Annotated in this window: 31 protein-coding genes, 1 tRNA gene and 3 pseudogenes; 17 read left to right on the top strand and 18 right to left on the bottom strand. The window is 62.5% G+C overall.

Annotation, left to right across the window (positions count from 1 at the left end; genetic code table 11):
* Positions 1 to 36 precede the first annotated feature (36 nt).
* Genes speD through ACQ4MM_RS02935 form a run of 5 tightly spaced genes read right to left on the bottom strand, consistent with a single transcriptional unit; the run spans position 37 to position 3,506 of the window.
* Positions 37 to 396 carry an adenosylmethionine decarboxylase gene (gene speD, locus ACQ4MM_RS02955; protein ID WP_431475958.1) on the bottom strand — a complete coding sequence of 120 codons (360 nt, stop codon included), beginning with the start codon at positions 394 to 396 and terminating at the stop codon, positions 37 to 39.
* A complete protein-coding gene (locus ACQ4MM_RS02950) occupies positions 393 to 563 on the bottom strand; it encodes a hypothetical protein (protein WP_431475957.1) in 171 nt (56 codons plus the stop codon). The genes speD and ACQ4MM_RS02950 overlap by 4 nt, the downstream gene beginning before the upstream one ends.
* Positions 560 to 2,041, bottom strand: a complete 1,482-nt coding sequence (locus tag ACQ4MM_RS02945; protein WP_431475956.1) for a DUF4178 domain-containing protein — start codon at positions 2,039 to 2,041, stop codon at positions 560 to 562. The genes ACQ4MM_RS02950 and ACQ4MM_RS02945 overlap by 4 nt, the downstream gene beginning before the upstream one ends.
* A gap of 11 nt (positions 2,042 to 2,052) precedes the next feature.
* On the bottom strand, positions 2,053 to 3,108 hold the full coding sequence (locus ACQ4MM_RS02940) for an SPFH domain-containing protein (RefSeq protein ID WP_431475955.1): 1,056 nt from the start codon (positions 3,106 to 3,108) through the stop codon (positions 2,053 to 2,055).
* Positions 3,109 to 3,119: 11 nt separating this feature from the next.
* Positions 3,120 to 3,506, bottom strand: a complete 387-nt coding sequence (locus ACQ4MM_RS02935; RefSeq protein ID WP_431475954.1) for a DUF350 domain-containing protein — start codon at positions 3,504 to 3,506, stop codon at positions 3,120 to 3,122.
* 64 nt (positions 3,507 to 3,570) lie between these two features.
* Here ACQ4MM_RS02935 and ACQ4MM_RS02930 point away from each other — a divergent pair, with 64 nt between their 5' ends.
* Together ACQ4MM_RS02930 and ACQ4MM_RS02925 are read left to right on the top strand one after the other, a co-directional pair.
* Positions 3,571 to 5,082 carry a polyamine aminopropyltransferase gene (locus tag ACQ4MM_RS02930; protein WP_431475953.1) on the top strand — a complete coding sequence of 504 codons (1,512 nt, stop codon included), beginning with the start codon at positions 3,571 to 3,573 and terminating at the stop codon, positions 5,080 to 5,082.
* A complete protein-coding gene (locus ACQ4MM_RS02925; RefSeq protein ID WP_431475952.1) occupies positions 5,082 to 6,689 on the top strand; it encodes an NAD(P)-binding protein in 1,608 nt (535 codons plus the stop codon). Before ACQ4MM_RS02930 ends, ACQ4MM_RS02925 begins: the two co-directional genes overlap by 1 nt.
* A gap of 8 nt (positions 6,690 to 6,697) precedes the next feature.
* Here the strand turns inward: ACQ4MM_RS02925 and ACQ4MM_RS02920 are convergent, their stop codons facing one another.
* From ACQ4MM_RS02920 to ACQ4MM_RS02900, 5 genes are all read right to left on the bottom strand, one after another.
* A complete protein-coding gene (locus tag ACQ4MM_RS02920; protein WP_431475951.1) occupies positions 6,698 to 8,308 on the bottom strand; it encodes an alkaline phosphatase D family protein in 1,611 nt (536 codons plus the stop codon).
* 112 nt (positions 8,309 to 8,420) lie between these two features.
* Positions 8,421 to 8,714: a hypothetical protein gene (locus ACQ4MM_RS02915; protein WP_431475950.1), complete on the bottom strand. Its 294-nt coding sequence runs from the start codon at positions 8,712 to 8,714 to the stop codon at positions 8,421 to 8,423.
* A gap of 47 nt (positions 8,715 to 8,761) precedes the next feature.
* Positions 8,762 to 9,070: a hypothetical protein gene (locus ACQ4MM_RS02910; RefSeq protein WP_431475949.1), complete on the bottom strand. Its 309-nt coding sequence runs from the start codon at positions 9,068 to 9,070 to the stop codon at positions 8,762 to 8,764.
* 47 nt (positions 9,071 to 9,117) lie between these two features.
* The gene (locus ACQ4MM_RS02905) at positions 9,118 to 9,417 is read right to left on the bottom strand and encodes a hypothetical protein (protein ID WP_431475948.1); all 300 of its coding nucleotides are present in this window, start codon (positions 9,415 to 9,417) and stop codon (positions 9,118 to 9,120) included.
* A 51-nt stretch (positions 9,418 to 9,468) separates the two neighbouring features.
* On the bottom strand, positions 9,469 to 9,654 hold the full coding sequence (locus tag ACQ4MM_RS02900; RefSeq protein WP_057262264.1) for a hypothetical protein: 186 nt from the start codon (positions 9,652 to 9,654) through the stop codon (positions 9,469 to 9,471).
* A 207-nt stretch (positions 9,655 to 9,861) separates the two neighbouring features.
* Here ACQ4MM_RS02900 and ACQ4MM_RS02895 point away from each other — a divergent pair, with 207 nt between their 5' ends.
* From ACQ4MM_RS02895 to ACQ4MM_RS02880, 4 genes are read left to right on the top strand one after another with little or no spacing between them, the layout of a single operon-like run.
* Positions 9,862 to 10,347 carry a Spy/CpxP family protein refolding chaperone gene (locus ACQ4MM_RS02895; protein ID WP_431475947.1) on the top strand — a complete coding sequence of 162 codons (486 nt, stop codon included), beginning with the start codon at positions 9,862 to 9,864 and terminating at the stop codon, positions 10,345 to 10,347.
* 15 nt (positions 10,348 to 10,362) lie between these two features.
* Complete coding sequence (locus ACQ4MM_RS02890; protein ID WP_431475946.1) at positions 10,363 to 11,094, top strand: response regulator; 732 nt, start codon at positions 10,363 to 10,365, stop codon at positions 11,092 to 11,094.
* A complete protein-coding gene (locus tag ACQ4MM_RS02885) occupies positions 11,087 to 11,857 on the top strand; it encodes a histidine kinase dimerization/phospho-acceptor domain-containing protein (RefSeq protein WP_431475945.1) in 771 nt (256 codons plus the stop codon). The genes ACQ4MM_RS02890 and ACQ4MM_RS02885 overlap by 8 nt, the downstream gene beginning before the upstream one ends.
* Positions 11,763 to 12,086 (top strand): sensor histidine kinase, encoded by a 324-nt coding sequence (locus ACQ4MM_RS02880; protein WP_431476002.1) that lies wholly within the window; start codon positions 11,763 to 11,765, stop codon positions 12,084 to 12,086. Before ACQ4MM_RS02885 ends, ACQ4MM_RS02880 begins: the two co-directional genes overlap by 95 nt.
* Here the strand turns inward: ACQ4MM_RS02880 and ACQ4MM_RS02875 are convergent.
* On the bottom strand, positions 12,052 to 13,032 hold the full coding sequence (locus tag ACQ4MM_RS02875) for an extracellular catalytic domain type 2 short-chain-length polyhydroxyalkanoate depolymerase (RefSeq protein WP_431475944.1): 981 nt from the start codon (positions 13,030 to 13,032) through the stop codon (positions 12,052 to 12,054). The two genes, ACQ4MM_RS02880 and ACQ4MM_RS02875, sit on opposite strands and share 35 nt — an antisense overlap.
* Before the next feature lie 37 nt (positions 13,033 to 13,069).
* Between ACQ4MM_RS02875 and ACQ4MM_RS02870 the strand changes: the two genes are divergently transcribed.
* Positions 13,070 to 13,675, top strand: a complete 606-nt coding sequence (locus tag ACQ4MM_RS02870) for a glutathione peroxidase (protein WP_431475943.1) — start codon at positions 13,070 to 13,072, stop codon at positions 13,673 to 13,675.
* Here the strand turns inward: ACQ4MM_RS02870 and ACQ4MM_RS02865 are convergent, their stop codons facing one another.
* On the bottom strand, positions 13,676 to 14,089 hold the full coding sequence (locus ACQ4MM_RS02865) for a rhodanese-like domain-containing protein (protein WP_431475942.1): 414 nt from the start codon (positions 14,087 to 14,089) through the stop codon (positions 13,676 to 13,678).
* A 98-nt stretch (positions 14,090 to 14,187) separates the two neighbouring features.
* On the opposite strand from ACQ4MM_RS02865, the gene ftrA reads away from it, so the two are divergent.
* The 5 genes and pseudogenes from ftrA to ACQ4MM_RS02840 all read left to right on the top strand — a co-directional run bounded on the left by ftrA (position 14,188) and on the right by ACQ4MM_RS02840 (position 17,814).
* A complete protein-coding gene (gene ftrA / locus ACQ4MM_RS02860) occupies positions 14,188 to 15,162 on the top strand; it encodes a transcriptional regulator FtrA (protein WP_431475941.1) in 975 nt (324 codons plus the stop codon).
* 30 nt (positions 15,163 to 15,192) lie between these two features.
* On the top strand, positions 15,193 to 15,552 hold the full coding sequence (locus ACQ4MM_RS02855; RefSeq protein ID WP_431475940.1) for a DUF1428 domain-containing protein: 360 nt from the start codon (positions 15,193 to 15,195) through the stop codon (positions 15,550 to 15,552).
* 91 nt (positions 15,553 to 15,643) lie between these two features.
* Positions 15,644 to 17,176, top strand: a pseudogene (locus ACQ4MM_RS02850) (PAS domain-containing protein); the annotation flags it as partial.
* A pseudogene (locus tag ACQ4MM_RS02845) lies at positions 17,172 to 17,471 on the top strand (diguanylate cyclase domain-containing protein); the annotation flags it as partial. The pseudogenes ACQ4MM_RS02850 and ACQ4MM_RS02845, both read left to right, overlap by 5 nt.
* Positions 17,443 to 17,814 (top strand): diguanylate cyclase domain-containing protein, encoded by a 372-nt coding sequence (locus tag ACQ4MM_RS02840; RefSeq protein ID WP_431475939.1) that lies wholly within the window; start codon positions 17,443 to 17,445, stop codon positions 17,812 to 17,814. The pseudogene ACQ4MM_RS02845 and the gene ACQ4MM_RS02840, both read left to right, overlap by 29 nt.
* On the opposite strand, the gene pabB is transcribed toward ACQ4MM_RS02840, so the two are convergent.
* From pabB to ACQ4MM_RS02825, 3 genes are read right to left on the bottom strand one after another with little or no spacing between them, the layout of a single operon-like run.
* On the bottom strand, positions 17,802 to 19,631 hold the full coding sequence (gene pabB / locus ACQ4MM_RS02835; RefSeq protein WP_431475938.1) for an aminodeoxychorismate synthase component I: 1,830 nt from the start codon (positions 19,629 to 19,631) through the stop codon (positions 17,802 to 17,804). The genes ACQ4MM_RS02840 and pabB overlap by 13 nt on opposite strands.
* Positions 19,628 to 20,203: a nucleoid occlusion factor SlmA gene (gene slmA, locus ACQ4MM_RS02830; protein ID WP_431475937.1), complete on the bottom strand. Its 576-nt coding sequence runs from the start codon at positions 20,201 to 20,203 to the stop codon at positions 19,628 to 19,630. Before slmA ends, pabB begins: the two co-directional genes overlap by 4 nt.
* A gap of 15 nt (positions 20,204 to 20,218) precedes the next feature.
* Positions 20,219 to 20,899 carry a pyrimidine 5'-nucleotidase gene (locus ACQ4MM_RS02825; RefSeq protein ID WP_431475936.1) on the bottom strand — a complete coding sequence of 227 codons (681 nt, stop codon included), beginning with the start codon at positions 20,897 to 20,899 and terminating at the stop codon, positions 20,219 to 20,221.
* Here ACQ4MM_RS02825 and ACQ4MM_RS02820 point away from each other — a divergent pair.
* Together ACQ4MM_RS02820 and ACQ4MM_RS02815 are read left to right on the top strand one after the other, a co-directional pair.
* Positions 20,831 to 21,661: pseudogene (locus ACQ4MM_RS02820) on the top strand (TraB/GumN family protein); the annotation flags it as partial. The gene ACQ4MM_RS02825 and the pseudogene ACQ4MM_RS02820 overlap by 69 nt on opposite strands.
* A gap of 70 nt (positions 21,662 to 21,731) precedes the next feature.
* Positions 21,732 to 21,815, top strand: coding sequence for a hypothetical protein (locus tag ACQ4MM_RS02815; RefSeq protein ID WP_431476001.1), 84 nt, complete (start codon positions 21,732 to 21,734; stop codon positions 21,813 to 21,815).
* A gap of 6 nt (positions 21,816 to 21,821) precedes the next feature.
* Here ACQ4MM_RS02815 and ACQ4MM_RS02810 read toward each other — a convergent pair.
* Together ACQ4MM_RS02810 and argB are read right to left on the bottom strand one after the other, a co-directional pair.
* A tRNA-Thr gene (locus ACQ4MM_RS02810) sits at positions 21,822 to 21,896 on the bottom strand.
* Between the two features lie 39 nt (positions 21,897 to 21,935).
* Entirely contained in the window at positions 21,936 to 22,829 is an 894-nt protein-coding gene (gene argB / locus ACQ4MM_RS02805) for an acetylglutamate kinase (protein WP_154668170.1), read from the bottom strand.
* 144 nt (positions 22,830 to 22,973) lie between these two features.
* On the opposite strand from argB, the gene ACQ4MM_RS02800 reads away from it, so the two are divergent.
* Together ACQ4MM_RS02800 and ACQ4MM_RS02795 are read left to right on the top strand one after the other, a co-directional pair.
* On the top strand, positions 22,974 to 23,192 hold the full coding sequence (locus ACQ4MM_RS02800) for a cysteine-rich CWC family protein (RefSeq protein ID WP_431475935.1): 219 nt from the start codon (positions 22,974 to 22,976) through the stop codon (positions 23,190 to 23,192).
* Positions 23,182 to 23,445 (top strand): SemiSWEET transporter, encoded by a 264-nt coding sequence (locus tag ACQ4MM_RS02795; RefSeq protein WP_431475934.1) that lies wholly within the window; start codon positions 23,182 to 23,184, stop codon positions 23,443 to 23,445. The genes ACQ4MM_RS02800 and ACQ4MM_RS02795 overlap by 11 nt, the downstream gene beginning before the upstream one ends.
* On the opposite strand, the gene ACQ4MM_RS02790 is transcribed toward ACQ4MM_RS02795, so the two are convergent.
* On the bottom strand, positions 23,387 to 24,355 hold the full coding sequence (locus tag ACQ4MM_RS02790) for an extracellular catalytic domain type 1 short-chain-length polyhydroxyalkanoate depolymerase (RefSeq protein ID WP_431475933.1): 969 nt from the start codon (positions 24,353 to 24,355) through the stop codon (positions 23,387 to 23,389). The two genes, ACQ4MM_RS02795 and ACQ4MM_RS02790, sit on opposite strands and share 59 nt — an antisense overlap.
* Before the next feature lie 108 nt (positions 24,356 to 24,463).
* Here ACQ4MM_RS02790 and ACQ4MM_RS02785 point away from each other — a divergent pair, with 108 nt between their 5' ends.
* Positions 24,464 to 24,688: a DUF1289 domain-containing protein gene (locus ACQ4MM_RS02785; protein ID WP_431475932.1), complete on the top strand. Its 225-nt coding sequence runs from the start codon at positions 24,464 to 24,466 to the stop codon at positions 24,686 to 24,688.
* Positions 24,689 to 24,692: the final 4 nt, after the last annotated feature.

Raw genomic sequence — 24,692 nt, 5'->3', positions numbered from 1 at the left:
AGGAAGCCGCCAGTGTCGCACCGGCGGCGGGGCAAGTCAATGTGGCGGTTCGCGGTCGACAGAGCGGACTTCGGAGCACTCGGGCTGCAGCGCTTCTTCGATCACTTCCAGCGCGAGGTGGGGCTGGGCGTCGCCGCACATGAAGATGTCGGCGGCAGCGAAGCCGTTTTCCGGCCAGGTGTGGATCGAGATGTGGGACTCCGCCAGCAGCACCACGCCGGTCACACCCAGCCCGCTGCCGAAGCTGTGGAAGTGGCTGTGCAGCACCTGGGCGCCGGCTGCCGCCGCGGCGCCGCGCAGCAATTGCTCGATCCCGGTGCAGTCCACCAGCAGGCCCGCGTCGATGCCGGACATGTCGGCCAGCAGGTGCGTGCCGCTTGGTTGGTGAATACTCACTTATGGCCTCCGCCGCCACCGCTGCCCCAGCTGCCGGAATTGGAAGACCAACTGCTGCCGCGATAGCCGCCGCCGCTGCTCGATGAAGGTTCGCTGACGAACTTGACCCAGCTGGTGCCGACGCTGAACATGCTCACCATCAGAGCGTAGCCGAAGAATTTATTCATTTTTTCTGTTGATCGTCGAGAGAGTCCAGCACCACCGCTGGCAAGTAGAGTGCGAGGACAGCCATCAGGGTAACTCCGATGCTGCCGCCGAAGTTGAACAGCAGCGGAATCGCATTCAGCACCAGGATGCCGATCATCCAGTTCTTGGCGGAGCGCTTGTAGCGGCCCTTGCTGAAATCTTGTGCAGGTGCGCTGCCACCCTTCGCTTCGCCTTTGATTGCGTCACCGAACCAGGCCTTGAGCTGGTCCCAGGCAACCGGCGTGGAGCGCGACCAGCCAAGTTCGGTGGTCGTGAGTTCGGCCGCCAGCGTTACCTGCTGCCGTTTGTACTCGTAGACGTGGGTATGGTCGCCTACCGACACGCGCCAGTTGAAAGCGCCCGCCGCGTAGGTGACGACCGAATTGTAGTCATACAGCTTGCTGTAATCGCCCTTGTCGAAGAGGACCGATTGGGAATCCAGCACCGCTGCTTCCGGCCATTGGTCCATGACGTTGGCGCGCGACCAGCCATCCGCGGTCTCGACCAGCCAGGTGAAGCCGTTGCGGCTGCCGTACAGCAGGTATTCGGTCCAGCCGCTGCCTTCGTCGTCGGCCCGGCGCATCACGCCGATGACGGTGAAGTCCTGGTTGCCAAGCTTGCCGCTGGCGCCCAGGGGCAGCGTGAAAGTTTCCTTTTCCTGCCGCTGGCCGATAGCAATGACTTCAGCCTTCGGGCTGGCGGCGTCGATCTCGGTCTGGCAGGACTGGCAGACCAGGTTTGCGGTCAGGCCAGGCAGGTATTTGATCTGGGAGCCGCAATTCGGGCAGTCCAGGGCATCGAGTTTGCCGCGGTAACGGCCGGTGGTGCGCTGGATTTCATCCACATCGCGCAGCAACTGGGCTTGCATGCCTTGCAGCGTGACCGAGACGCCGGTGTACATCAGCGGCGGGCCCTGGTCGGAATAGTCGAGGGTGATGAAATGGTCGGCACGCCGGAAGTCGGCGACTTTCGCTTGCCAGCCGTCGCCTACCTTGAACGGCAGTTCGCCCTGGCCGCCGATGCATTGCGCGGTCCTGACGTCGGCCGACATATAGCGCGCGCCGACCAGCTGGTAGGGCTTGCCGGGGACGATGTCCTCAAAGGCCGGCAGCTGCGAGTCGGGCTTGCGCAGGGTGGTCACCGTGTACTGGCCGGACGCATCGCCCAGCCAGCCGCTGGTGGCGTCGTCGAAGACGATGAACCACTCATTCCACATGCCGGCGTCGTACTTCAGCTGGATGCGGCCCACCACATTGAAATTACGGCCGCCCAGCACGCCGCTGGTACCGACCTGGATCGGGGAATAGTCCTCCAGCACCGAGGAAATCTTGCCCAGGTCTTTGACCGCGCCGGCTTCCTTCAGTACGCGCGTGTTGCAGTACTCGCACACCGCCATGACGGAGGCGTGCGAGCGGAAGTTAACCTCTGCGCCGCAGCTAGGGCAGGAAACAGTTTGCATGCGGCCCTGGCTTATCCGATCAGTTTCTTGAGCAGTTCAGCCTTGGTGGCGTCGTAATCGGCTGGCGAGATCAAGCCCTTGTCCAGCAGGCCTTTCAGCTTGCCGAGGCGGTCCTCGATCGATTCCTGCGCTGGTGCGGCGGCGGCAGCCGGAGCTGCTTCTGGCGCTGCTGCTGGTGCCGCGCCCGGGTTCAGTGCCTGGCCCATAGCCTGGCCCATCACCTGGCCGACGGTCAGGCCGGCACCGAGGCCGGCGCCGATGCCTGCCAAGCCGCCTTCGTTGCCGGCTGCCAGCGGAATCGATTGCGCCACCTGGTACTTGGTGTAACCGGCCATCTTGTCGGCGCTCATGCCGCCTTTCATGCCGGCGGAGATGCGCTCGTCCAGCGCGGCCTGCAGTTCTTCCGGCAGGCTGACGCTGGCCACGTTGAACTCATCCAGGCCAATGCCGTAGCGCGCGAACGCATCGGCCAGGCCGCCTTTGACTTCCTGCGCCATCAGGGCCTGGTTGGCCGCCATGTCGAGGAAGGCGATCTGCGAAGCGCCCAGCGAGTTGGCCATGGAGGCCAGCAGGATGCCGCGCAGCTGGTCTTCCACGTCGTCGCGGGTATAGGTGCTGCGGGTGCCGCTCAATTCGGTGAAGAACTTGCGCGGATCGGTCACGCGGTAGGAATACATGCCGAAGGCGCGCACGCGGATCATGTCGAAATCCTTGTCGCGGATCGTGATCGGCTGCGGGGTGCCCCACTTGCGGCCGGTCTGCACGCGGGTGCTGAAGAAGTAGACATCCGACTTGAACGGGGAGTCGAACAGCTTGTCCCAGTTTTTCAGGTTGGTCAGCAGCGGCAGGGTTTGCGTGGTCAGCTTGTGGGTACCTGGGCCGAACACGTCGGCGATCTGGCCTTCGTTGACGAATACCGCGATCTGCGACTCGCGCACGATCAGCACACCGCCGTTCTGGATCTCGAAGTCCTGCATCGGGTAGCGCCAGGACAGTACGCCTTCCGTTTCTTCATTCCACTGCAGTACGTCGATAAACTGCTTCTTGATAAAGCTGCCGATACCCATGATGTGACCTCTTAGGAAATGCAGGCGGCGTTGATGCCACCGATGGAAAGCGAAATAGTGCCGAGCAGGCCGCCGAAGGCGCTGTTGTCGGCTTCAATCTGGTCTTGCGCCATTTTCAGGCAGTGTGTCGTGACGGCATAGCCGAGCGCCTGCACGATCATCGCGCCGAAAGCCCAGGCCAGGAACTGCTGCCAGTTATTGGTATGCAAGATGCTCGATGCGATGGTCATTGAAAAGCCCAGCATGGCGCCGCCCAGCGACAGGGCTGCGGCGTGGTTGCCCTGCCGGATCAATTTTACTTCGTCATAGGGCGTCAGCCACGTATAGGCTTTGAAGAAGACTACCAACAACAGTGCGGCCAGTGCCAAGTGGACCAGATAATTTAGGATGGCGTTCACGTCGATCCCCGGTTAAAGTGACAAGCTTGTAGCAAAAGAAACATATTAGAACAAAAGCACTCAAATGACCAAAAAGATTCTTATTGTTTCCGTCTTCGTCGTCGCGTCCTGCGGTCTTGCCTACGAATTAATCGCCGGTGCACTTTCCAGCTACCTGCTGGGCGACTCGGTGCTGCAGTTCTCCACCATTATCGGCTGCTATCTGTTCGCGATGGGCGTGGGGGCGCATTTTTCCAAGTATGTGAAGGACGAGGACGTTCTGGCGCGCTTCGTCGACATCGAACTGGCAGTGGGCCTGATTGGCGGCGTGTCGGCCGCCGTGCTGTTCATGACTTTCGCATGGGCTTCCGCCCCATTCCGCACCATGCTGTACACCATGGTGTTCCTGGTGGGGGCCATGGTGGGCATGGAGATTCCGCTGGTGATGCGCGCGCTGAATTCGCGCCAGACTGAATTCAGTGAACTGGTGAGCCGGGTGCTGACTTTCGACTACCTGGGCGCGCTGGCGGTGTCGCTCTTGTTCCCGCTGGTGCTGGCGCCGCAGCTTGGGCTGGTGCGCACCGGTTTCCTGTTCGGGATGCTGAATATCGCGGTCGCCCTGTGGACAATTTACGTTTTTCGCACAGAGCTTGCGAACGTGACGGGGCGTTTGTTGCGCGCCAGCGCCGTGATGCTGGCGCTGGTGATCGGCTTCAGCGGCGCGGACCGGCTGACCGGCTGGGGCGAGCATGGCTTGTTTGGCGACGAGATCGTGTATTCGACCAGCACGCCGTACCAGCGCCTGGTCATCACCAAGTGGAAGGACGACCTGCGGCTGTACATCAACGGCAACCTGCAGTTTTCCTCGCGCGATGAGTACCGTTACCACGAAGCGCTGGTGCATCCGGTCATGGGCGCACTGCCGTGGGCCAAGCGTGTCCTGATCCTGGGCGGCGGCGACGGGCTGGCGTTGCGCGAAGTCTTGCGTTATCCACAGGTGGAACACGTGACGCTGGTGGACCTGGACCCCGCCATGACGGCGGCCTTTACCACGCGCGGCGAACTGGTGGAGCTGAATAAGGGTTCGTTCCGCGACAAACGCGTAACAGTCGTCAATGCCGATGCGGCGATCTGGCTGCAGCAAAGCCGGGAGATGTTCGATGCGGCGATTGTCGATTTCCCGGATCCTTCCAGTTTCGCTCTGGGCAAGCTGTATTCGGTGCCCTTTTACGGTGTACTGAAAAAGCATATCGCGGCCAACGGCCTGGTGGTGGTGCAGGCGACTTCGCCTTTCTTTGCGCCGCACGCTTACTGGACCGTGGATGCGACGCTGCGCGAAGTGGGCATGCGCACCTGGCCGTATCACCTGTACGTGCCTTCATTCGGAGAATGGGGCTTCATCATGGCTTCGCCGCAGCTTGATTACCGGCCGCCTGAGTCGTACAGCCTGCCGATGCGATTCCTGAACGCGGATACCACCCGGGCCATGTTTGTCTTCCCGCCGGACATGAAGCCGCTGCCGATGGCGCCGAACCGGCTCAATACGCAATCGCTGGTGCATGAATTCGAACAGGACTGGCGCAGGGTGATTCGCTGATGCTGCGTCGTTCTTTCCTGGCCTGGGCCGCTGCCAGCGGCGCCACCGCTGCGGCCAGCGTGGCGGGCTACCTGCGCTGGCAGGAGATCACGCCGACTGTGAATGCGCCGGGGCGCGAGGAGGGGCATTTCCTGCGCGACCGCAAGCCGTTGCCTGCTCCTTCGCAATCGTTGACGACCGACGTCCTGATCCTCGGCTCCGGCGTCGCGGCGCTGACGGCGGCCTGGCAGTTACGCAAGCAGGGGCACGATGATTTCCTGATGCTCGATGGGCCTGAACCGTATGGGAATGCGGCCGGCGGGCATTTTGGATCGCTTGGCTATCCAACGGGCGCGCATTATTTGCCGTTGCCGACCGAGGAATGCGCCCATGTACGCGAGTTGCTGGCGGATTTGGGGGTGATCCAGCGCGGTGCGACGTCGCGCAAGCCTTATTACGATGAGCGGTTCGTGTTGCATGCGCCGGAAGACCGGCTGCTGCTCAACGGCGTCTGGCAGGAAGGTGTTTTGCCGCATGAGGACGTACCGGAAGCGGAATTGGCCGAGCATAAGCGTTTCTTTGCGCAGGTGGAGGCTTTGCGCGGCGCGGTCGGTGCGGATGGCCGGCGCAGGTTTACCTTCCCCAGCGAGCACTCGTCGGCGGATGCGGAGGCCGGGCAGCTCGATAGCATGAGCTTTGGCGCCTGGCTTGCCCAGCATGGCTACCGGGCGCCCTCCCTGCTGTGGTACATGGATTACTGCTGCCGCGACGATTATGGCGCCGGGGTTGATGCGGTGTCCGCCTGGGCGGGGCTGCACTATTTCTGCGGACGCGGCGGCGAGGCGGAGAACGCGGAGCAGGGTTCCTGGCTGACCTGGCCGGACGGGCTGCAGACGCTGGCGAGTGGCATGGAGCGGCTCGCCCGGCCCAAGCGGCTGGCCGGCAGCGCGATGCGTGTGCGCACGGACAACGCCGCTGGCGGGCGTGGCGTAGAGGTGCTTTGCTTTGCGCTCGAGCGCGGAGTGGCGCGTACCTTCACGATCCGCGCGCGGCGCGTCATTTCCGCCATGCCGCTGCATGTCGCGGCAAGGGTTGTGGAAAACATGCCGGATGTCCACAGGCAAATTCACGCGCCATGGATGGTGGCGAACTTCCTGATGAAGCGTTTTCCGCAGGAGCTGCCGGCGGTGCCGCTGTCCTGGGATAACGTGGTGCACGGCACCAAGGGCCTGGGCTACGTGGTCTCGACCCACCAGGACATCCGCGTGGCGCCGCCGGAGAAAACGGTGTTCACCAGCTATATGGCGCTGGCCGACCGCGATCCGCGCGAAGCGCGCAAATGGATGATGACGGCGAGTGGCGAGGAGCTGCTGGCGCTGGCGAGCGTCGACTTGAAAGCGGCCTACGGTGCACAATTCGAACGCTGCGTGGAGCGTGTGGATATCACCCTGCGCGGCCATGCGATGGCGGTGCCGGTGCCGGGATTCCGTAGCGACGCGGCGTTGAAGGCCTTGCGGGAGATGGCGGGGCCAGTGCTGTTTGCGCACTCGGATTTGAGCGGGTTCTCGGTGTTCGAAGAAGCCTCCTGGTGGGGATACCGCGCAGCGCAACGGGCACTGCGCGGGTAGCTGCCGGCTTAGACGGCCGGCGGCAAGGTGTTGGAATACACTGAAGCGCCATCGAGGTCCCTGAGGTCGATGGTGAACGCTTTCGTCAACGGGTCGATGTTCACCTCGCCGAAGAACTGGAAGCCGGCGAAAGGCGAAAGATTGGCTTGCCCGGCAGGTGGGGCTTTCTGGAATTTGAGCTGTGGCCCGAACGTGGCATCCAGGGCGTTAGGGCCGAACGTACCGGCGTTCAGCGGGCCTGCCACGAATTCCCAGAATGGCGAGAAGTCGGTGAACTGGGCATGGGCGGGGTCGTAGTAATGTGCGGCGCAGTAGTGAACATCGGCAGTTATCCACACCACGTTCTTGATCGACTTGATATCGCGCAGCAGGCCTGCCATTTCAATTTCGCGGCCCAGGGGCACGCCATCGTTGCCATTGGCGATTGCTTCCCAGCGTGCCGTGCCGCTGGCATCTTTGCCATCCGGTACGTGCAGGCCGATCGGCATGTCGGCGGCAATTACTTTCCACGTTGCCGTCGATTGCGACAGTGAATCCTTGAGCCATTTAACCTGTGCCGCTCCGAGGAAGGCGCTTGCATCGCTTTCGATGGCTTGCAGGTTGTTGCTGTTCGGGCCACGATACGAGCGCATGTCGAGGACAAATACGTCGAGCAAGGGGCCGTAGGGAATCCGGCGGTAAACGCGTTGCGATTCAGGCTGGTCGCCCCAGCGCATCGGGGCATATTCAAGGAAGGCTTGCTTGCCGCGCGCGATCAGCGTCTGGATGTTCTTTTCGGTGTAGCGGGTATCGCCGCTCAGATCTTTCGATGCCGACCAGTTGTTGGTGACTTCGTGGTCGTCCCACTGCCAGATCTGCGGGACTTCCGCGTTGAAACGGCGGATATTCTCGTCCATCATGTTGTAACGGTAGCGGCCGCGGAATTCATTGAGAGTTTCGGCCACTTTCGAGACTTCCGGGACAACGATGTTCTTCCAGATGCGGCCGTTCTCCGCCGTGACCTCGGCGCTGATCGGACCGTCGGCGTAGATGTTGTCGCCACTGTGGACAAAGAAGTCCGGCTGGCGCTTGCGCATCGCTTCGTAGATTTTCATGCCGCCGAACTCGGGGTTGATACCCCAGCCCTGGCCTGCGGTATCGCCGCTCCACACGAAACGCACCGGGCGCTTGCCGTCCGGCGACGGCAACGTGCGGAAACTGCCTGTCACGAGTTCGCTGCCAATTTTCAGGTCGGTCGCGCTGTCATAGGAGACGCGCAGGAATATCTTTTCGCCGGAAGGCAGGCCGGTCAACTCGATGCGGCTGGTGAAATCGCTCGCCTCGGTGGCAGTCGGGCCAATGACCTGGCGTGGATTGAGGAAGCTGCCGGTGGTATCGAACTCCACCCGCATGCGGGCCGGGCGGTCGGAGCGTGCCCACACCATGGCGCGGCCGTCGGCAATGTCGCCGATCTGGATCCCATATGGCAGCTTGGGTCGTTCAGATTCGGAAGCAATGATGGCAGGAGCGGCGGTGGACGAGCCGGAGCCACAGCCGGTCAGGCCGAATGCTGCCGTGCCTACCGTGAATGCTCCTGTATGGGTAAGGAAGCGCCTGCGGTTATAGCCAGGATTCGTCATATTTGAACCTCATTGATGTTGGACGGTTCATCAATGTATTTTCGGAATATGACGGGCGAATGAAGAAAGGCCTCTTCGTGCGGGAAGAGGCCTTTCCGGGGGAAAGCGGGGATTACTTGGCTGCTGGAGCTGCTGCCGGTGCAGGCGCCGCGGCCGTGGTCGGGGCCGGGCTCGCCTTCACTTCGGACTTGGTTTCAGCAGGCTTTTCTGCCTTCTTGTGGGTGCCCTTGTGCGCGGTTTTCTTTTCGACTTTTGCTTCGGTCTTGGCTTCTGCTTTCGCTTCTACCTTGGCTTCAGCCGCAGGTGCCGCTGCTGGTGCTGCCGGAGTGGCAGGTGCAACAGGGGTGGTAGCGAAAGCAGCGGTAGCGAACAGGCCGGCGATCAGGGTAGCGATGGTCTTTTTCATGGTGTGTGTCCTTTAAGTCGAGTGAGGGGCTGCGTGTTTGGCAAAAATTACTTGGCTGCTGGAGCTGCGGTGGTGGCTGGGGTTGCAGCCGGTGCAGGCGCCACGGCCGTGGTCGCAGCCGGGCTCGCCTTCACTTCAGACTTGGTTTCGACAGGCTTTTCGGCCTTCTTGTGTGCAGCTTTGTGCACGGATTTCTTCTCGACTTTTGCTTCGGTCTTGGCTTCTGCTTTTGCTTCCACCTTGGCTTCAGCCGCAGGCACAGCGGCCGTTGCTGGAGCGACTGGAGCAACTGGGGTGGTAGCGAAAGCAGCGGTAGCGAACAGGCCGGCGATCAGGGTAGCGATGGTCTTTTTCATGGTAGGTGTCCTTTTAATCAGTAGTCTTTAAGTCGGTTTGGCGAGGATTACTTGGCTGCTGGAGCGGCGGCAGGCGCAGGGGCTGCTGCGGTGGTGGTGCTCGCCTTCACTTCGGATTTGGTTTCAGCAGGCTTTTCAGCTTTCTTGTGCGTGCCTTTGTGTTCGGTTTTCTTCTCGACTTTCGCGTCGGTCTTGGCTTCGACTTTTGCTTCTACCTTGGCGCTGGTGGCTGCAACGGCTGCCGCAGGTGCTACTACAGGCGCTGCAGTGGTTGGAGCAACCGGGGTGGTAGCGAAAGCAGCGGTAGCAAACAGGCCGGCGATCAGGGTAGCGATGGTCTTTTTCATGGTGCGTGTCCTTTGGAAGAAATTGTATAAATCGTTTAGCTAATTATTTTGTTACTTCTTTTCAGCTGCAGGTTTTTGAACTTCCTGCTTAACTTCTTGTTTGACTTCGGCTTTGACTTCAGCCTTCACTTCAGCCTTTACTTCCGGGACCGCTGGGGTAGCTGGAGCAGGAGTTTGTTGTGCGAATGCGGCGCTTGCGAACAGGCCGGCGATCATGGTTGCGATGACTTTTTTCATTTTTAAATCCTCACTATTAGTTGATCTTGTGTAGCGCACTGTTTCCTGTGTCACTGAGCTGAAAACGGGCTCACTCATCAGTGTGTTGACCGTCATTACAAACCCTTACATTTGTCGCAGATTTACAAAACTTTACGCAGGACTCATCGAAGCGACATGCGGCCTCCCTACAGTGGTCCTACCCACCAACCTTTATCAGGAGATGTCATGAACAAGAAGTACTGGATCGCAATTGCCGCAGTTGTCGCCGCCCTGGGCGGTACCGCCGCCTACGCCGGCGGCAGCCACGCAGGAGGTCATGGCCACGAACGCGGGCATAGCCCATGGTCGATGGACGCCGCGCAGGCGGACAAGCACATTCAAACGATGGTGGCGCACATCCTGCCCGACGCCACGGAGGCCCAGAAATCGCGCCTGGCCGAGATCGCCAAGGCCCGTTTCAACGATGTGAAGCCGCTCCACCAGCAGCTGCAGGAGGGGCACGAGGCGATGTCGCGCCAGCTCGCCCAGCCGGCAATCGACCGCGCCGCCCTGGAATCCCTGCGAGCCGATCATGTGAAGAAGATGGACCTGATGTCGCGCCGCGTACTGGCCGCTGCAATGGATGCGGCCGAAGTCCTGACGCCGGAACAGCGCACCAAGTTCAATGGCGCCTTGCATATGATGGCGACGAGCCATATGGGAAGCCATTAAGTTATAGTTTCAACCATGTCCCAACCCCTTGTCCTCATCATCGACGACGACCAGCGCCTGGCGGCCATGGTTGAAACCTATCTGGCCCAGAATGGCCTGCGCGTGGAGCATGCCGGGACCGCGCAGGCAGGGCTGGACCGGCTGGCGCAGGCCGCTCAGGGCAGCTACTCGGCCCTGATCCTGGACCTGATGCTGCCCGACGTCGATGGATTGGAGGTCTGCCGCCGCCTGCGCGGCATGCCGCAACCGCTGCGCAGCCTTCCGGTGTTGATGCTGACGGCCAAGGGCGACCCTCTCGACCGGGTCATCGGCCTCGAGCTCGGCGCCGACGACTATCTGCCGAAGCCTTTTGAGCCGCGTGAGTTGCTGGCGCGTTTGCGTGCCTTGTTGCGCCGACCGACGCTGGCCGACGCGGGTGTGGCGTCGGCCGCCTTACCGCCCTTGCGTTTCGGCCGTCTCGAAATCGATCCCGGCGCACGCATGGTGCGTGTCGATGGCGCCGAGCGTCCGCTGACTGCATACCAGTTCGACCTTTTGATGGCCTTCGCCCAGAGTGCGGGGCGCGTGTTGTCGCGCGAACAATTGATCGATGCGCTCAAAGGTGGCGCGCTGGAGCCATTTGACCGCTCCATTGACGTCCACGTGGGCCGGGTGCGTGCCGCAATTGAGGATGATCCCAAGGCGCCGCGCCGCATCATTACCGTGCGCGGCGCAGGCTATGTTTTCGCGAAGGTCCAGGATGCGTAACTTTGGCTCGCGCATGTACGTGCGCATATACGCGACGCTGCTGGCCTGTATCCTGCTGGCCGTCCTGATGTTTGGCTACATCCACTTTTGGTTCGCTCCGCCGCGTCATATGCCGCGCAATGCGACCATGGCGGTGACGATGCTGCTTCTGATGATCGCGATCGTGATTGCGGCGGGCGCTTATCCTGTCGTGCGGCGCATTACGCGCCGGTTGGAGCACCTGCAAGGCAGTGTGCAGGCTTGGGGGCGGGGCGACCTGGCCGCACGCGTCGACGCCAGGGGCTCGGATGAAGTGGCGCAACTGGCGGCCAGTTTCAACGATTCGGCGGCGCGCATCGAGGCGCTGGTGGTTGCGCAGAAGTCCCTGCTGGCCAATGCCTCGCATGAATTGCGGTCGCCGCTGGCGCGTATCCGGATGGCGGTGGAATTGCTGCAAGACTCGGCCAGCCCGGCGATCCGCCGGGAATTGGCACGCAATATCTCGGAGCTGGACCAGTTGATCGATGAAGTCCTGCTGGCCAGCCGGCTCGACGCGGTTGCCGCAGGACGGTGCGGCGCAGGACGATGTGGACTTCACCGCCATCGTGGCCGAAGAATGCGCGCGGGTCGGCGCGGTGCTGGATGGTGTGGCGCATGCCATGCATGGCGATGCAACGCTGCTGCGGCGCATGGTGCGCAACCTGCTGGAGAACGCACGGCGCCATGGCGGGGAGGCGGAGGTGAGCGTGATGCTCGCCAGCGCTGCCGCTGGAACCATGCTTGAGGTTTGCGACCGCGGCCCGGGTGTGCCGCAGGCCGAGCGTGAGCGGATTTTTGAGCCGTTCTATCGCCTGCCTGGGGCGTCGGAGAAGGCGGGCAGCGTCGGCCTGGGCCTGTCATTGGTGCGCCAGATCGCGCGCCGCCATGGCGGCGAGGTCGAATGCCTGCCGCATGGCGAGCATGGCGCCTGCTTCCGGGTTACGCTCCCGTCAGGCGCTCTGCCATCCGCTTGATGGCGCGCAGCTGGCGGCCGCCCTGCACCGAGTAGTCGGGATCGTCGTAGCCCCACCAGTCCCAACAGGCTTTTGAATTCGGCATCGGGCTGATCGCCGCCGTTTGCGGGTAAAGCACCACGATGCGGTTGGTGTCGGCCCAGGCGTTGTAGCCCGCGTTGCGCGCATAGGTATCCTTGAGGGTGCCGATATCCTGCATGCAGCCATGCAGGGCGATGTGCAGCTTGCAGCCAGCTCCACCGGCCTCACAGCCCGGTGGAATGTAGACGTAGCCGGTGTTGGCCATGCCGTGCGTGGTGGGCGCAGGCAGGAATTCGGACTGGTCGAATTCCTGCAGCTTGCCCGCCGGGGCGGCATTATCGCCGCGTGCTTTCAGCGGGCCGTAGATCCATTGCAGCAGGTTGCCGGCCGCGTCGAAACCGCAATTGCTGATAAATGGCGCAGCCAGGGCGTCGCACTTATTGCCAAAGCTGTCGGTCGGCATGGCATGGCCGGCGGCCAGGTCGCTCTTGAATTGGACTTGCGCGGCTGGGATGAAGGCCGCGTAGTATTTCGCCAGGTCGGCCATCGAGGCCGATGGGACCAGCTTGTCGAGGGTGCCGGAGAACATCCACACGCGGTGCGTGGCCAACTTCGCGACCGGATCGACCTGTCCCGCCTCGGCGCGTTTTCGGGTCACTGCCGCCAGTTCGGCAACGTCGGCGCCTTTGCAGCTGCCGATGGCGTTCATCATGCTGCCTTGCGCGCAGTAATAGCTGCCGCCCGCGATGATCCCGGCGCCAACCACGCTGCCGGAATAGGCGACCTGGTATTGCACCGCCATGAAGGCGCCGGATGAAAGCCCGGAAATCGATACCTGCTGCGTTTTCATCGCTGGTAGTGGGGCCGGCGCGGCCGAGGCTTGCGCGACGACCGCCAGCGCCAACGTGCAGCCGGCAATTGTCATACAATCGGAAATTCGAACGAACCGGAAGAGACTACCCATGCCATCTATCCTCACCAAGTTTGCAGCGCTGTCCGCGCTGAGCCTGAGCGCCGCTGCTGCCTTTGCACAGGCACCTGCCGCGCAACCCGCAGCTGCAACTGTCGCCAACGCGCCAGCTGCGAGCTGCCCCGCCATTCTTAAACAGTCATTCAACCGCCTGCAGGATGATGCGCCGCAGGACTTGTGCCAGTATGCCGGCAAGGTGATCCTGGTCGTCAACACGGCCAGCTATTGCGGCTATACCCCGCAGTACAAAGGACTGGAAGAAGTGTATGCGAAATACTCGGTGAAAGGGCTGGTCGTGCTGGGCTTCCCGTCGAATGATTTCGGCAAGCAGGAGCCGGGCAGCAGCAAGGAGATTGCTGACCTGTGCTACAACACCTATGGCGTGAAGTTCCCGATGTTCGCCAAGTCCGTGGTGTCGGGCGACGCGCCGAACCCGTTTTACGCAAAGCTGATCAAGGCGACCGGCAAGACGCCGGCCTGGAACTTCCATAAATACCTGATCGACCGCAAGGGCAATGTGGTCGAGAGCTTCCCAAGCAAGGTCAAACCGGACGACAAGGCCCTGGTCGAAGCGCTCGAGAAAGCCCTCGCGGGCTGATTACGCGGCGGCGGCCAGCGGTGAGGCGGCGAGGGCAAAGCCTTCGTCCAGCCAGCCGGTGATCCCGCCGGTCATGATCTTCACCGGGCGGCCCAGCTTCGCCAGGCGGATCGCGGCGCGCGCTGCGCCGTTGCAGTGCGCGCCGGCGCAGTAGGTCACGAACACGGTATCCGGCGGGTACTCAGCCAGCCTGGAGCCGATGATCTTGCGGTGAGCCAGGTCCACTGCGCCTGGCACGTGGCCGGCCGCATACTTTTCCGTTCCCCGCACGTCGAGCAGCACGAAATCCTGCTGCGCGGTGCCCATCACGCTGTGGACATCCCAGCAATCCGTTTCAAAACGCAGCGAATCTTCAAAGTGGGCGAGGGCCTCAGTGCTTGGGGCTGCGGCGGCTTCGGTGACGATGGATGGCATCTGAATTCTCCTTTAGCGGTTTGAAAGTGACACCATTCTCGGCCTCCGGCGCCTCGTGCGGCAGTGGCGCGAATGCCGTAATGCGTTAAGATTGCGCCATGAGCGCGAAAAAACACCTGGTCGTGGCGCTGGCCTATGACGGCCTGTGCACCTTCGAATTCGGCTGTACGGTCGAGCTGTTTGCCCTGGACCGTCCGGAGCTGGGCGTGGACTGGTACGACTTTGCCGTCTGCGCAGTCGAGCAGGGGCCGATCCGTGCGGCTGGCGGGATCATGGTGCACGCGCCTTACGATCCTTCGCTGCTGGAGCGGGCCGATACCATCGTGATCCCCGGCTGGCGCGATGCCGACGAGGAGCCGCCGGAAGCGCTTCTCGAGCAGATCCGCGCCGCCCACGCGCGCGGTGCCCGGCTGTGCACCATCTGTTCCGGCGTTTTCATCCTGGCCGCTGCCGGCGTGCTGGATGGGCGGCGCGCCACCACCCACTGGCGCTATGCCGAACGGCTCGCGCGCCGTTATCCGCGCATCCGCGTGCTGGCGGACGACCTGTATGTCGACGAGGGGCAGATCATCACTTCCGCCGGTTCGGCTGCGGGACTGGACATGCTGCTGCACCTGGTGCGGCGCGATTACGGCGCGCGGGTCGGCAATATGGTGGCGCAGCGGCTGGTGGTGGCGCCGCATCGGGAAGGCGGGCAGGCGCAATTCCTGCCGCGCCCCATGGCGCATGATGAGCAGGGCAGGTTGTCACGCCTGATGGACTGGCTGCGCAGCCACCCGGCCGAGCCGCATACAGTGGCCAGCATGGCCGAGCGCGCGGCCATGAGCCCACGGACCTTGCAGCGCCAATTCCAGGATGCCACCGGCATGGGACCGGTCGAATGGCTGGCGCGTGAGCGGGTAGCTATTGCGAAGGATTTGCTCGAGTCGCCGGACATCGCGCTGGCCCAGGTAGCCGAGCGGGCCGGCTTTGGCTCGGAAGAGTCGCTGCGCCACCATTTCCGCCGCGTTGCCTCAACCACCCCGGGCGCATACCGGCGAGCTTTCCTTGTCACGGCCAATCGTGCGGCATAAGCTGAGGACTCACTTCACAAGGAGATTCAAATGGCTTATGTCGATGGATTCATTGTGCCGGTTCCCAGCAAGAACATGGATGCTTACCTGGAGATGTCGCGCCAGTGTGCAAAGGTGTGGCGCGAATACGGCGCGACGGAATACCGCGAAACAGTTGCCGATGATGTGAAAGTGGGTGTTCACACCTCCTTCCCGCAAGCGGTCAAGCTAGAGGATGGCGAGGTGGTGGTGTTCTCGTGGATTATCTATCCTTCGCGCGAGGTGCGCGATTCCTGCAACGAGAAGGTCATGTCCGACCCGCGCATGAAGGAAATGATGGATCCCGCCAAGATGCCGTTCGATGGCAAACGGCTGATCTACGGCGGCTTTGAGATGGTGATAGATTTATAGTCACTCAAACATTGTTGCAGAATGGACTCATGGTGGGTTTTGGGGGAAGCGCTTGGCGTATGATCAAGCGACACCTTTCCTCCAGCCCGTCATGAAACGATTGCCGGCGTTACCCGATAACCCATTCTTCGTTCGCTCCGCGGCCTTGCTCGTGGTCCTGGCCGCGCTGGTCACGGCATTCACCTTGTATGCGCGAAAAGAGTTGCGTGTCGACGCCATCAATGTGCAGCGCGAGCAATCCTTGACGTTGATGGATGAATTGCGTCAGTCGTCGCAGGACCTGACCAAGCTGGCGCGTTCATACGCCGCGACCGGCAAGTCGCACTATCGCCGCTATTTCGAGGAAGTGCTGGCTATCCGCGATGGCTTGCAGCCGCGGCCCGAGCGCTATGACGGCGTGTATTGGGATCTTGTGCTGGCCGACGGCAGCCGGCCTCGCCCTTTCAGCGCCGAACGCACGCCTTTATTGGAGCGCATGCGGAAGGCAGGCTTCACGGCATCTGAGCTATACCTGCTGCAAGACTCGAAGCGCCGTTCCGACTCCTTGACCAAGATGGAATACGAGGCCATGGAGCTGGCTGCGGACGGCAAGCTGGAGCAGTCGGACTCTGCGTTGTTCGGCGACCGCTACGACCGGGCCAAACGGGACATCATGCAATCAATCGACGTCGCCTTCGTGGCGATTGATGAACGGACGCGCGAAGCGGTTGCCGGAGCCCAGGCGGAGGCAATCACGCTGCGCACGGTCGTGGTGGTGCTCGGCGTACTCAGCATGGCCATGCTGGTCGAGCTCTATTTCGCGACGCGCCGCACGCTGGGCGGTACGATGGGTGAAATCCATGAAGTCATGCTCGACCTGGCGGAGGGCCGTTTGGGCCGCGTGCTCGCGGCGCGCAAGCAGGACAGCGTGCTCGGATGGTTGGGACAGATGCAGCATGACCTGCAGGACGCCGACCAGCAAAAACGGGAATCGGCGCGCCAGCTGCAGGAATCGTTCGAGCGCCTGGACAAGATCGCCCGCATGGTGCCGGGAATGGTGCATGTGTTCCAGCGTCGTGCGGATGGCAACCTGAGTTTTCCCTACGCCAGCAATGCGATGCATGGCTTGTACGGCACCGATCCCGAGTGCGTACGCAACGACGCGGCGCTGCTGCTGGATAAGCTGCATCCGGATGACCGCTCGGTGGTGCGCGACTCCATGATGGAGTCGGTACGAACGTTAGCGCCATGGCATATCGAATACCGTGTCACTCAGGACGAAAGCACAGACCGCTGGCTGTTGAACAGCGCCGTGCCGGAGCGGCAGCCGGACGGCAGCGTCCTATGGTTCGGCTATACCACCGACGTGACGGACAGGCGACGCGCTGTGGAAGAATCCAGGGTGGCTGCAATCGCCTTCGATACCAAAGAGGGCATGCTGGTCACCGATGCGGCCGGGCGCATCCTGCGGGTCAACCGCGCGCTCGCCACGCTTAGTGGTTATTCCCTGGCTGAACTGGCCGGCGATACTCCGCAGCGCCTGTACTCCTTGCCCGGCGAGCCCGCACTGCAGGCAACCATCGCAGTCGCCATCGGACAGCACGATACCTGGGAAGGCGAGATCGAATTGCGCCGCAAGGATGGGCAGCGAATGCCCGGTCCTGACCTCCATCACGGCAGTGCGTGGATTGGCCGGCGAGGTAACGCATTATGTGCACATGTTTGTCGACAACTCGGAACGCAAGGCGCGCGAAGAGCTGGTGCGGCGCCTTGCCTACTTCGATGCGCTGACCGGCTTACCGAACCGGCGCATGCTGATGGACCGGCTGCAGCAGGCTTTGTATTCCAGTGGTCGGAGCAAGCGGCACGGAGCTCTCTGCTTCATCGACCTGGACAAGTTCAAGGCGCTTAATGACACGCATGGCCACGAATACGGCGACCGCCTGTTGCAGCAGGTGGCGCAACGGCTGCAGGACTGCGTGCGCGCCGGAGACACGGTTAGCGCGCCTCGGCGGCGACGAGTTTGTCCTGGTGCTGGAAACCCTCGATGCCGAAGCGGTGAACGCGTACCAGCAGGCGCAGGGCGTTGGTGCCAAGGTGCTGGCTGCGCTGGCCAAGCCGTTCCAGCTGGACGACCTGGAATGGAATTGCTCCGGCAGTCTTGGGCTGACCCTGTTCGGGCCTCATCCGGCAGAGCCGGATATGCTGCTGAAACAGGCAGACATGGCGATGTACGAGGCGAAGAAGGCCGGGCGCAACGCCTTGCGCTGCTATTCGGCCTGAGAGGCAGGCGCGAGCACCACCCGCATCGCACCGCGCAGGGAATTGCAGACCACGATTTCCTGCGCGGCGAGCAGCATGTCGCGCGTGACGATGCGCTCTTGCGCGCCCCAGGCCTCGATGATCACGGCGCGCATCACGCCGGGCAGCATGCCGGTGGATAAGGGCGGCGTTATCCACATGCCATCCATGCGGATGAAGACATTGCTGCGTCCTCCTTCCGTCAACTCACCGCGCTCATTGAAGAACAGTTTGTCGAACGCGCCCTGGGCGTCGGCGGCTTTCCACGCCGCGTCATAGCGTTCGCGGATGGTGGATTTGTGACGCAGGAAAAGGTCGCTGCTGTCGGTTGCCTCGTCGGCCAGCAGCACGCGCACCGGCTCCTGCAACGGCACCAGCGCGCCTGTCTGCACGGCGAATGCACCGGCGCAGTTCATTGCGAGCCGCAGGCGGTGCGGCTGGCCGGCAGGCAGGGCCTGGCACGCGAGCGTGAGGTAGGCACGTGCGGCGGCTTCGTCCCAGGCGAAGCCGAAATAGCGCGCGGAGGTTTGCAGTCGCTGGAGGTGGCGTTCGACGTGGCGGGCGCCGGTCTCGCGGGTGGCATGCATGGTTTCGAACAGTTCGAAATCGTTCGACAGGCCGGTCAGGAAGCGGGCTTTCAGCTGGCATTCGGCGAATTCGTCGTGCGGCTCGCTATCGTAGACGATGCCAGCGCCGACGCCCATCACACCCTTGCGGATACCGCTTTCCTCGGCTTGCAGCGTGAGTGTGCGGATCGGCACGTTCAGGCAGAAATCACCGTCCGGGGCAAACCAGCCGATGGCGCCGGTGTAGATGCCGCGTGCATCGGGCTCCAGCTCGGCGATGATTTCCATGGTGCGCTTCTTGGGCGCGCCGGTGATGGAGCCGCAGGGGTAGAGCGCAGAGAAGATGTCCTGCAGCGTCGCGCCTTGGCGCAGGCGTGCCTGCACGGTGGAGGTCATCTGCAGCACGCTGCTGAAGCGGGTGACTTCGAACAGCTTCGGTACTTCGACGCTGCCGGTGGCCGCCACGCGGCCGATGTCGTTGCGCAGCAGGTCGACGATCATCAGGTTTTCGGCGCGGTTCTTCGGGTCGGCTGCCAGGGCGGCGGCGCGGCGCGCGTTTTCCGTTTCGTCGGCCGCGGCGGGGGCGGTGCCTTTCATCGGGCGCGCGGTCAGGGTGTCGCCTTCCTTGCGCACGAACAGTTCCGGCGACAGCGACAGCACGGCGCGGCCGTCATCGAAGCCGATCAGGGCCCCGTATGGTACGGGCTGGCGGGCGCGCAAGCGCTGGTAGAGCGCGAACGGCGATCCGAACGCGTCGAAGTGCAGGCGGTAGGTGTAGTTGACCTGGTAGGTGTCGCCGGCCGCGATGTAGTCGCGGATGCGTTGGATGGCGTCGACAAACTGCGCCTCGCTCACATTGGCGCGGATGCCTGCCACTCCGGCCGGGCCGGCATCGGGGCCGGCCTGTGCCGCCAGCCAGGCGGCAACCTCGGCTTGCGACATCTGGTCGCAGCGCTCGAACAACAGTACCTGCGCCAAAGCCGGTGCGCCGGGCGCCGCGGCGCGCGGCTTCACGCCAACGATATGGTGACCCAATTCGTAGCTGAGGACCGGCACCGCGTGCAAGCCGCGTGCGAGCGCCTGCTCCATCCCGGCCAGCACGCCAGGCCAGCCGGCGAAGTCGCTGCAGGCGAGGGTGGCGTGATGACCGGTGTAGAGACGGGAAGAGCGGCCAGCACCGGTGGCTGGATCGACGCTAGCGTCGTCCAGCAAAGCAAAGGTCAAGCAGTTCAATTCAGCAGCAATGCAATCTGGACGGCTGAGTCCTGCGAAGGATTCGACTTGAAGCCGCTCTTGGCGTATCGGTGCCAGCGCCCGAGCACGAAGCTGACCAGCAGCCCTGCGCGGGCGCTCACGTCAGCCTCGTGGGCCTGGCCTTCGGCCGCTGCAGCACGCAGCGCCTGTTTCAGTGACAGTTCCACGCGGTCGTAGAACTGGTTCATGCGCTGCTGCAGGCGCTCGTCTTCGTTGACCAGCGCGTCGCCGATCAGCACCCGGGTCATGCCCGGGTTGCTGCTGGAGAAATGCAGCAGCATGCCCAGGATGTCGCGCGCCTGGGCCAGGCCGTCGGCCTGCTTATCGGCGATCTGGTTGATCAGGCCGAATACGGTGGACTCGATGAACTCGATCAGGCCCTCGAACATCTGGGCCTTGCTGGCGAAATGGCGGTACAGCGCCGCCTCGGATACATCCAGCTTGCGCGCCAGCGCAGCCGTGGTGATCTTTTCTCCTTTTGGATGCTCCAGCATTTCAGCCAGTGCCTGGAGGATTTGCAGCTTGCGCTGTCCGGGCTGTGTACTTGCCATGGGTTTTGGACCTGTTTATTTAGATTTCAGCAGCTTTTTAACTGATTTTACTTTGACATCGAGCCATGCCGGTTTTTTCCCCGGCTTCAGCAGGTATTGCGTCACCCACACCGTGCGCATGCCCAGCGCATGTGCCGATCGCAGGTTATCCAGCGTGTCTTCGACAAGGATACACCGGCGCGGGTCCAGGCCCTTCCGGCGCATCAGCCGCCGCAGCATGATGCGCGACGGCTTGGGGCGCAACTGGCGATGGACATGCATCGATTCGATGGTGATCTGGTCGCTGAAATGGCGGCCGATGCCCATGTGTCCCACCACCTGGCGCGCGTAATCGCGCGGCGCATTGGTCAGCAGGATTTTACGCCCCGGCAGGCGGCGCAGCAGTTGGCCCAGGCCGCGCTCAAACCGGATCATTTCCTCGATGTCGGGCAGGTCGTGCGTCTCGCGCAGGAAATGGGCCGCATCGACGCCGTGGTGGCGCACCAGCCCGAGCAGGGTGGCGCCATAGCGTTGCCAGTAAAGGGCGCGGGTGGCGCTGATTTCCTCCGCACTGGCCGGCGTTTTGCCATCGCCCAGCACGCGCGCCATGTATGCGTTCATCTTCTCCACCATGGCGGGGAAGATGGCATGCGAGGCATTGTGCAGCGTGTTGTCCAGGTCGAACAGCCAGACCGGTGCCAAAGGTTTAATATTCACGATCTACCTGGAGAGACTATGCGACGCACGATTATAGTGATGTTTTGCCTTCTGCTTGGCCTGAGCTTTGCGGCCACCGCCGCGCCGCCGGCGCGCGGTGCCCTGTACAAGCTGGAATACGCAGGCAACACATCCTGGCTGTTCGGCACCATCCACGTCGGCATCCCCGACTTTTATCCGCTCGAACCGCGCGTCACGCAGGCCATGGAGCGCGCCACGGCGGTGGCGCTGGAAGTCGACCCTGCCGCCGATCCTGCCAAGTCGATGGCCGTCATGCGCGAATACGGCCTGTACGCGCCCGGCTCCGGCAGCGCCATGACCGATATCCGGCCCGAATACCGCCCGCGCCTGGAAAGCATGTTGAAGAAGCACGGCATCGCCCCCGAAATGGTGGCGTCGATGAAGCCATGGCTGATCGTCATGATGATCACCATCGGCGAATACCGCGCCCTGGGCTACCGTCCGGAACTGGGCGTCGACCTGCAACTGGCGCGCACCGCGCATGGCCGCAAACAGCGCGTGGTGGAGCTGGAATCGGTGGGCGGCCAGGCAGCGCTGTTCGGGCGCCTGACACCGCAGGAGCAGGCCCGCTTCCTGGAAGACAGCCTGGATACCTTTGAAGACAGCAAGCAGGGCGTGCAGCCGCGCGACCTGGTCGAAGCCTGGGCTTCCGCCGATGCGGCGAAGTTCGAGGTGCTGGCGCGCGAAGTGGAAGAGGACAAGACCTTCTCCGGCAAATTCATGAAACAGGTGTTGCTGACCGAGCGCAATCCTGTGCTGGCCGACGGCATCGTGGAAATGATGAAAAAAGAACAGCACAGGTTTTGCCGCAATCGGCACTCTGCATCTTGTCGGAACGGGGAATGTTGCGGAACTGCTGCGCCAGCGTGGCGTGAAAGTAGAGCGGATCTACTAAGGAGAATGGTGCCCTTGACGTGGATTGAACACGTGGCCTCTCCCTTACCAAGGGAGTGCTCTACCACTGAGCTACAAGGGCATTCACGTTTTCGGCGGCTGTTGCAAGCCGCCAAAAATTTTAGTGAGACCGGATCATAGTGCCAAAAGCCTGTTCGGTCAAGACTTCCAGCAACAGGCTGTGTTCAATTCGCCCGTCGATGATGTGCACGGTGTTCACGCCGGACTTGGCGGCGTCCAGTGCGGAAGAGATTTTTGGCAGCATGCCGCCCGAAATCGTACCGTCTGCGAACATCTCGTCGATTTCACGCGCCGACAGGTCGGTCACCAGGTTGCCGTTCTTGTCCTGCACGCCGGCGATGTTGGTCATCATGATCAGCTTTTCAGCTTTCAGGATTTCGGCGATCTTGCCGGCGACAACGTCGGCATTGATGTTGTAAGCCTGGCCGTCCTTGCCGAAACCGATCGGGGAAATAATTGGAATAAAGGCATCATCCTGCAGGGCTTTCACCACGGCCGGGTTGATCGCTTCGATCTCGCCGACGAAGCCGATGTCCAGGAACTGGCCTGGCTTTTCCTTGTCCGGCATCGCCATTTTGCGGGCGCGGATCAGGCCACCGTCCTTGCCGGTCAGGCCAACCGCCTGGCCGCCGTAATGGTTGATCAGCATGACGATGTCCTGCTGCACCTCGCCGCCCAGCACCCACTCCACCACTTCCATGGTTTCTTCGTCGGTAATACGCATGCCCTGCACGAAGGTCCCCTGCTTGCCGATCTTCTTCAGCGCATTGTCGATCTGCGGGCCGCCACCGTGCACCACGACCGGGTTCATGCCCACCAGTTTCAGCAGGATCAGGTCGCGCGCGAAGCCGTGCTTCAGGCGCTCTTCGGTCATGGCATTGCCGCCGTATTTGATGACGATGGTTTTGCCGTGGTAATTACGGATGTACGGCAGCGCCTCGGCCAGGATCTGAGCCTTGACTTGGGGCGTGACGCCGCTCAGGTCAGTGGACATATCCGGGTCGTGGACTGGCAGGTTGCTCATGGCGAAATTCCAGAAAAAAGGTCAATGGTGCGCATTATAGGGCCAATCGAGTTGTAATTTACGGTTTGATCCGCTAGTCTGGCCTTCTCCCCTACGCATAATTGCATTGATGATATGAGCACCTGTGAGCGTTGCGGCGCCGAGTTCCACTGCGCCATGGCCGATGCGCCATCCGGGCAGAAGCCGACCGGGGCGCCGGGCGAGACGCCATGCTGGTGCACCTTCCTGCCGCCGGCCATACCGGTTCCAGGAACCGAGGCGGTGGGATGCTGGTGTCCTGCATGCTTGCGTGCCCATATCGCCACCCTGGAAACTCGAACTGATGTTGCTTGAGCCTGACCTGCTCGGCTTTATCGCCGCCTTTTGCACCACTTTCGCTTTTGTACCCCAAGTCCTGCTGGTTTGGCGCCAGCGTCACGCCGACGGCATTTCCACCGGCATGTACCTGATCTTCAGCGTCGGCGTGCTTCTGTGGCTGCTATATGGCCTGCAAACCAAGGCCTGGCCGGTGATTATCGCCAATGGCATCACCCTGGTGCTGGCCCTGTGCGTGCTGGCGATGAAACTGCACTTTTCGCGGCGCTGAAAAAGCGCATCATCTCGCGGCTGGCGTCCGGCCCGCGCGGATCGGTGTAGCTGCCTTCCGCACTGCCGCCAGACCAGGCGTGGCCGGCGCCATGAATCACCCAATGTTCGCCCAGCGGCGAGCCATCTTCCAGCCAGTGCGCCTTCAGCGTGAAAGAGTGGCCGTCGGGTACCTGGCCCGCTAGCGTGGCAGGACTGGCCTGTTCGCCTAGCGGATGGCTGCGCAAGCCCTGCGCCAGCACTTCTTCGCCATTCGCAGGGTGCACGGTGCGGTCCTGGTCCCCGTGGAAAACGATGACCGGCTGGCCCGCCGTCAGGGCCGCCTGCGCGCGCGCGGCGCCACGCCGCATGGCCAGCAGCGCCGAGGGGAGGTCGCGCGCGGCGGCGAACGGCAGGCCGGAGTGCACGCCGACGGCGGCAAACAGGTCCGGATACAGGGTGCCAACGATGACCGCCATGGCGCCGCCGGCCGACAGCCCAGCGATGTAAACCTCGCTTTGCAGTACCGGATAGTGCGCCATGACGTCGCGCGCCATGGCCGCGATGATCGCTGGTTCGCCCTGGCCGCGCTCCTGGTCGAGGGCACTGAACCAGTTCCAACATCGGGTGTGATTGGCGTCCGGCGTTTGCGCCGGATACAGCACCAGGCAGCCACGCTCTTCGGCCACCGCATTCATTTGCGTGCCGGCGGCGAAATCGTCGGGGTCCTGCAGGCAGCCATGCAACATCACCAGCAGGGGCATCGGTTGGCCTTCGTAACAGGAAGGCACATACAGCTTGTAACTGCGGCTACCGGCACGGCAATCGAAATCGCCGCCGATGAATTGCGGTTGCGCAGGGCCGGGGCGATCCATGCGGCGGCGCGCGAGTTGGCCCAGCGCGCGGGAAAACCAATGGCGATCGAGCTTCATAAGCACCTCGGAGGCTGGTTGGTCAGGTTGTCTCCTCGCCATTCTTTATTGTTCTGGTGCGTCATCAGTATATGGCCATTCCGGGCATTTTTACCGCACTGCGGTAAAATGTCGGCCATGAGTACTGAACTGCCGCCAGGCGCGCCGGAACTGGCCACGCCCGTGCCATCCCCCTGCATCAGCCTGTGCAAGATGAACCAGGACAGCGGTTATTGCGAAGGTTGCCTGCGCACCATCGATGAAATCGTCGCCTGGTCGCGTGCCGACGACGCTTACAAGCGCGCCGTGTGGGCCGAGCTGCGCCGCCGTGAGCAACTGATCGACTTTGACTGACGCA

The organism is Massilia eburnea, from assembly GCF_050709955.1.
In the GTDB taxonomy this organism is placed as follows: domain Bacteria; phylum Pseudomonadota; class Gammaproteobacteria; order Burkholderiales; family Burkholderiaceae_D; genus Rugamonas; species Rugamonas eburnea_A.
The sequence above is the reverse complement of the archived record's forward strand: the minus strand, read 5'-3'. Positions and strand labels throughout refer to the sequence as shown.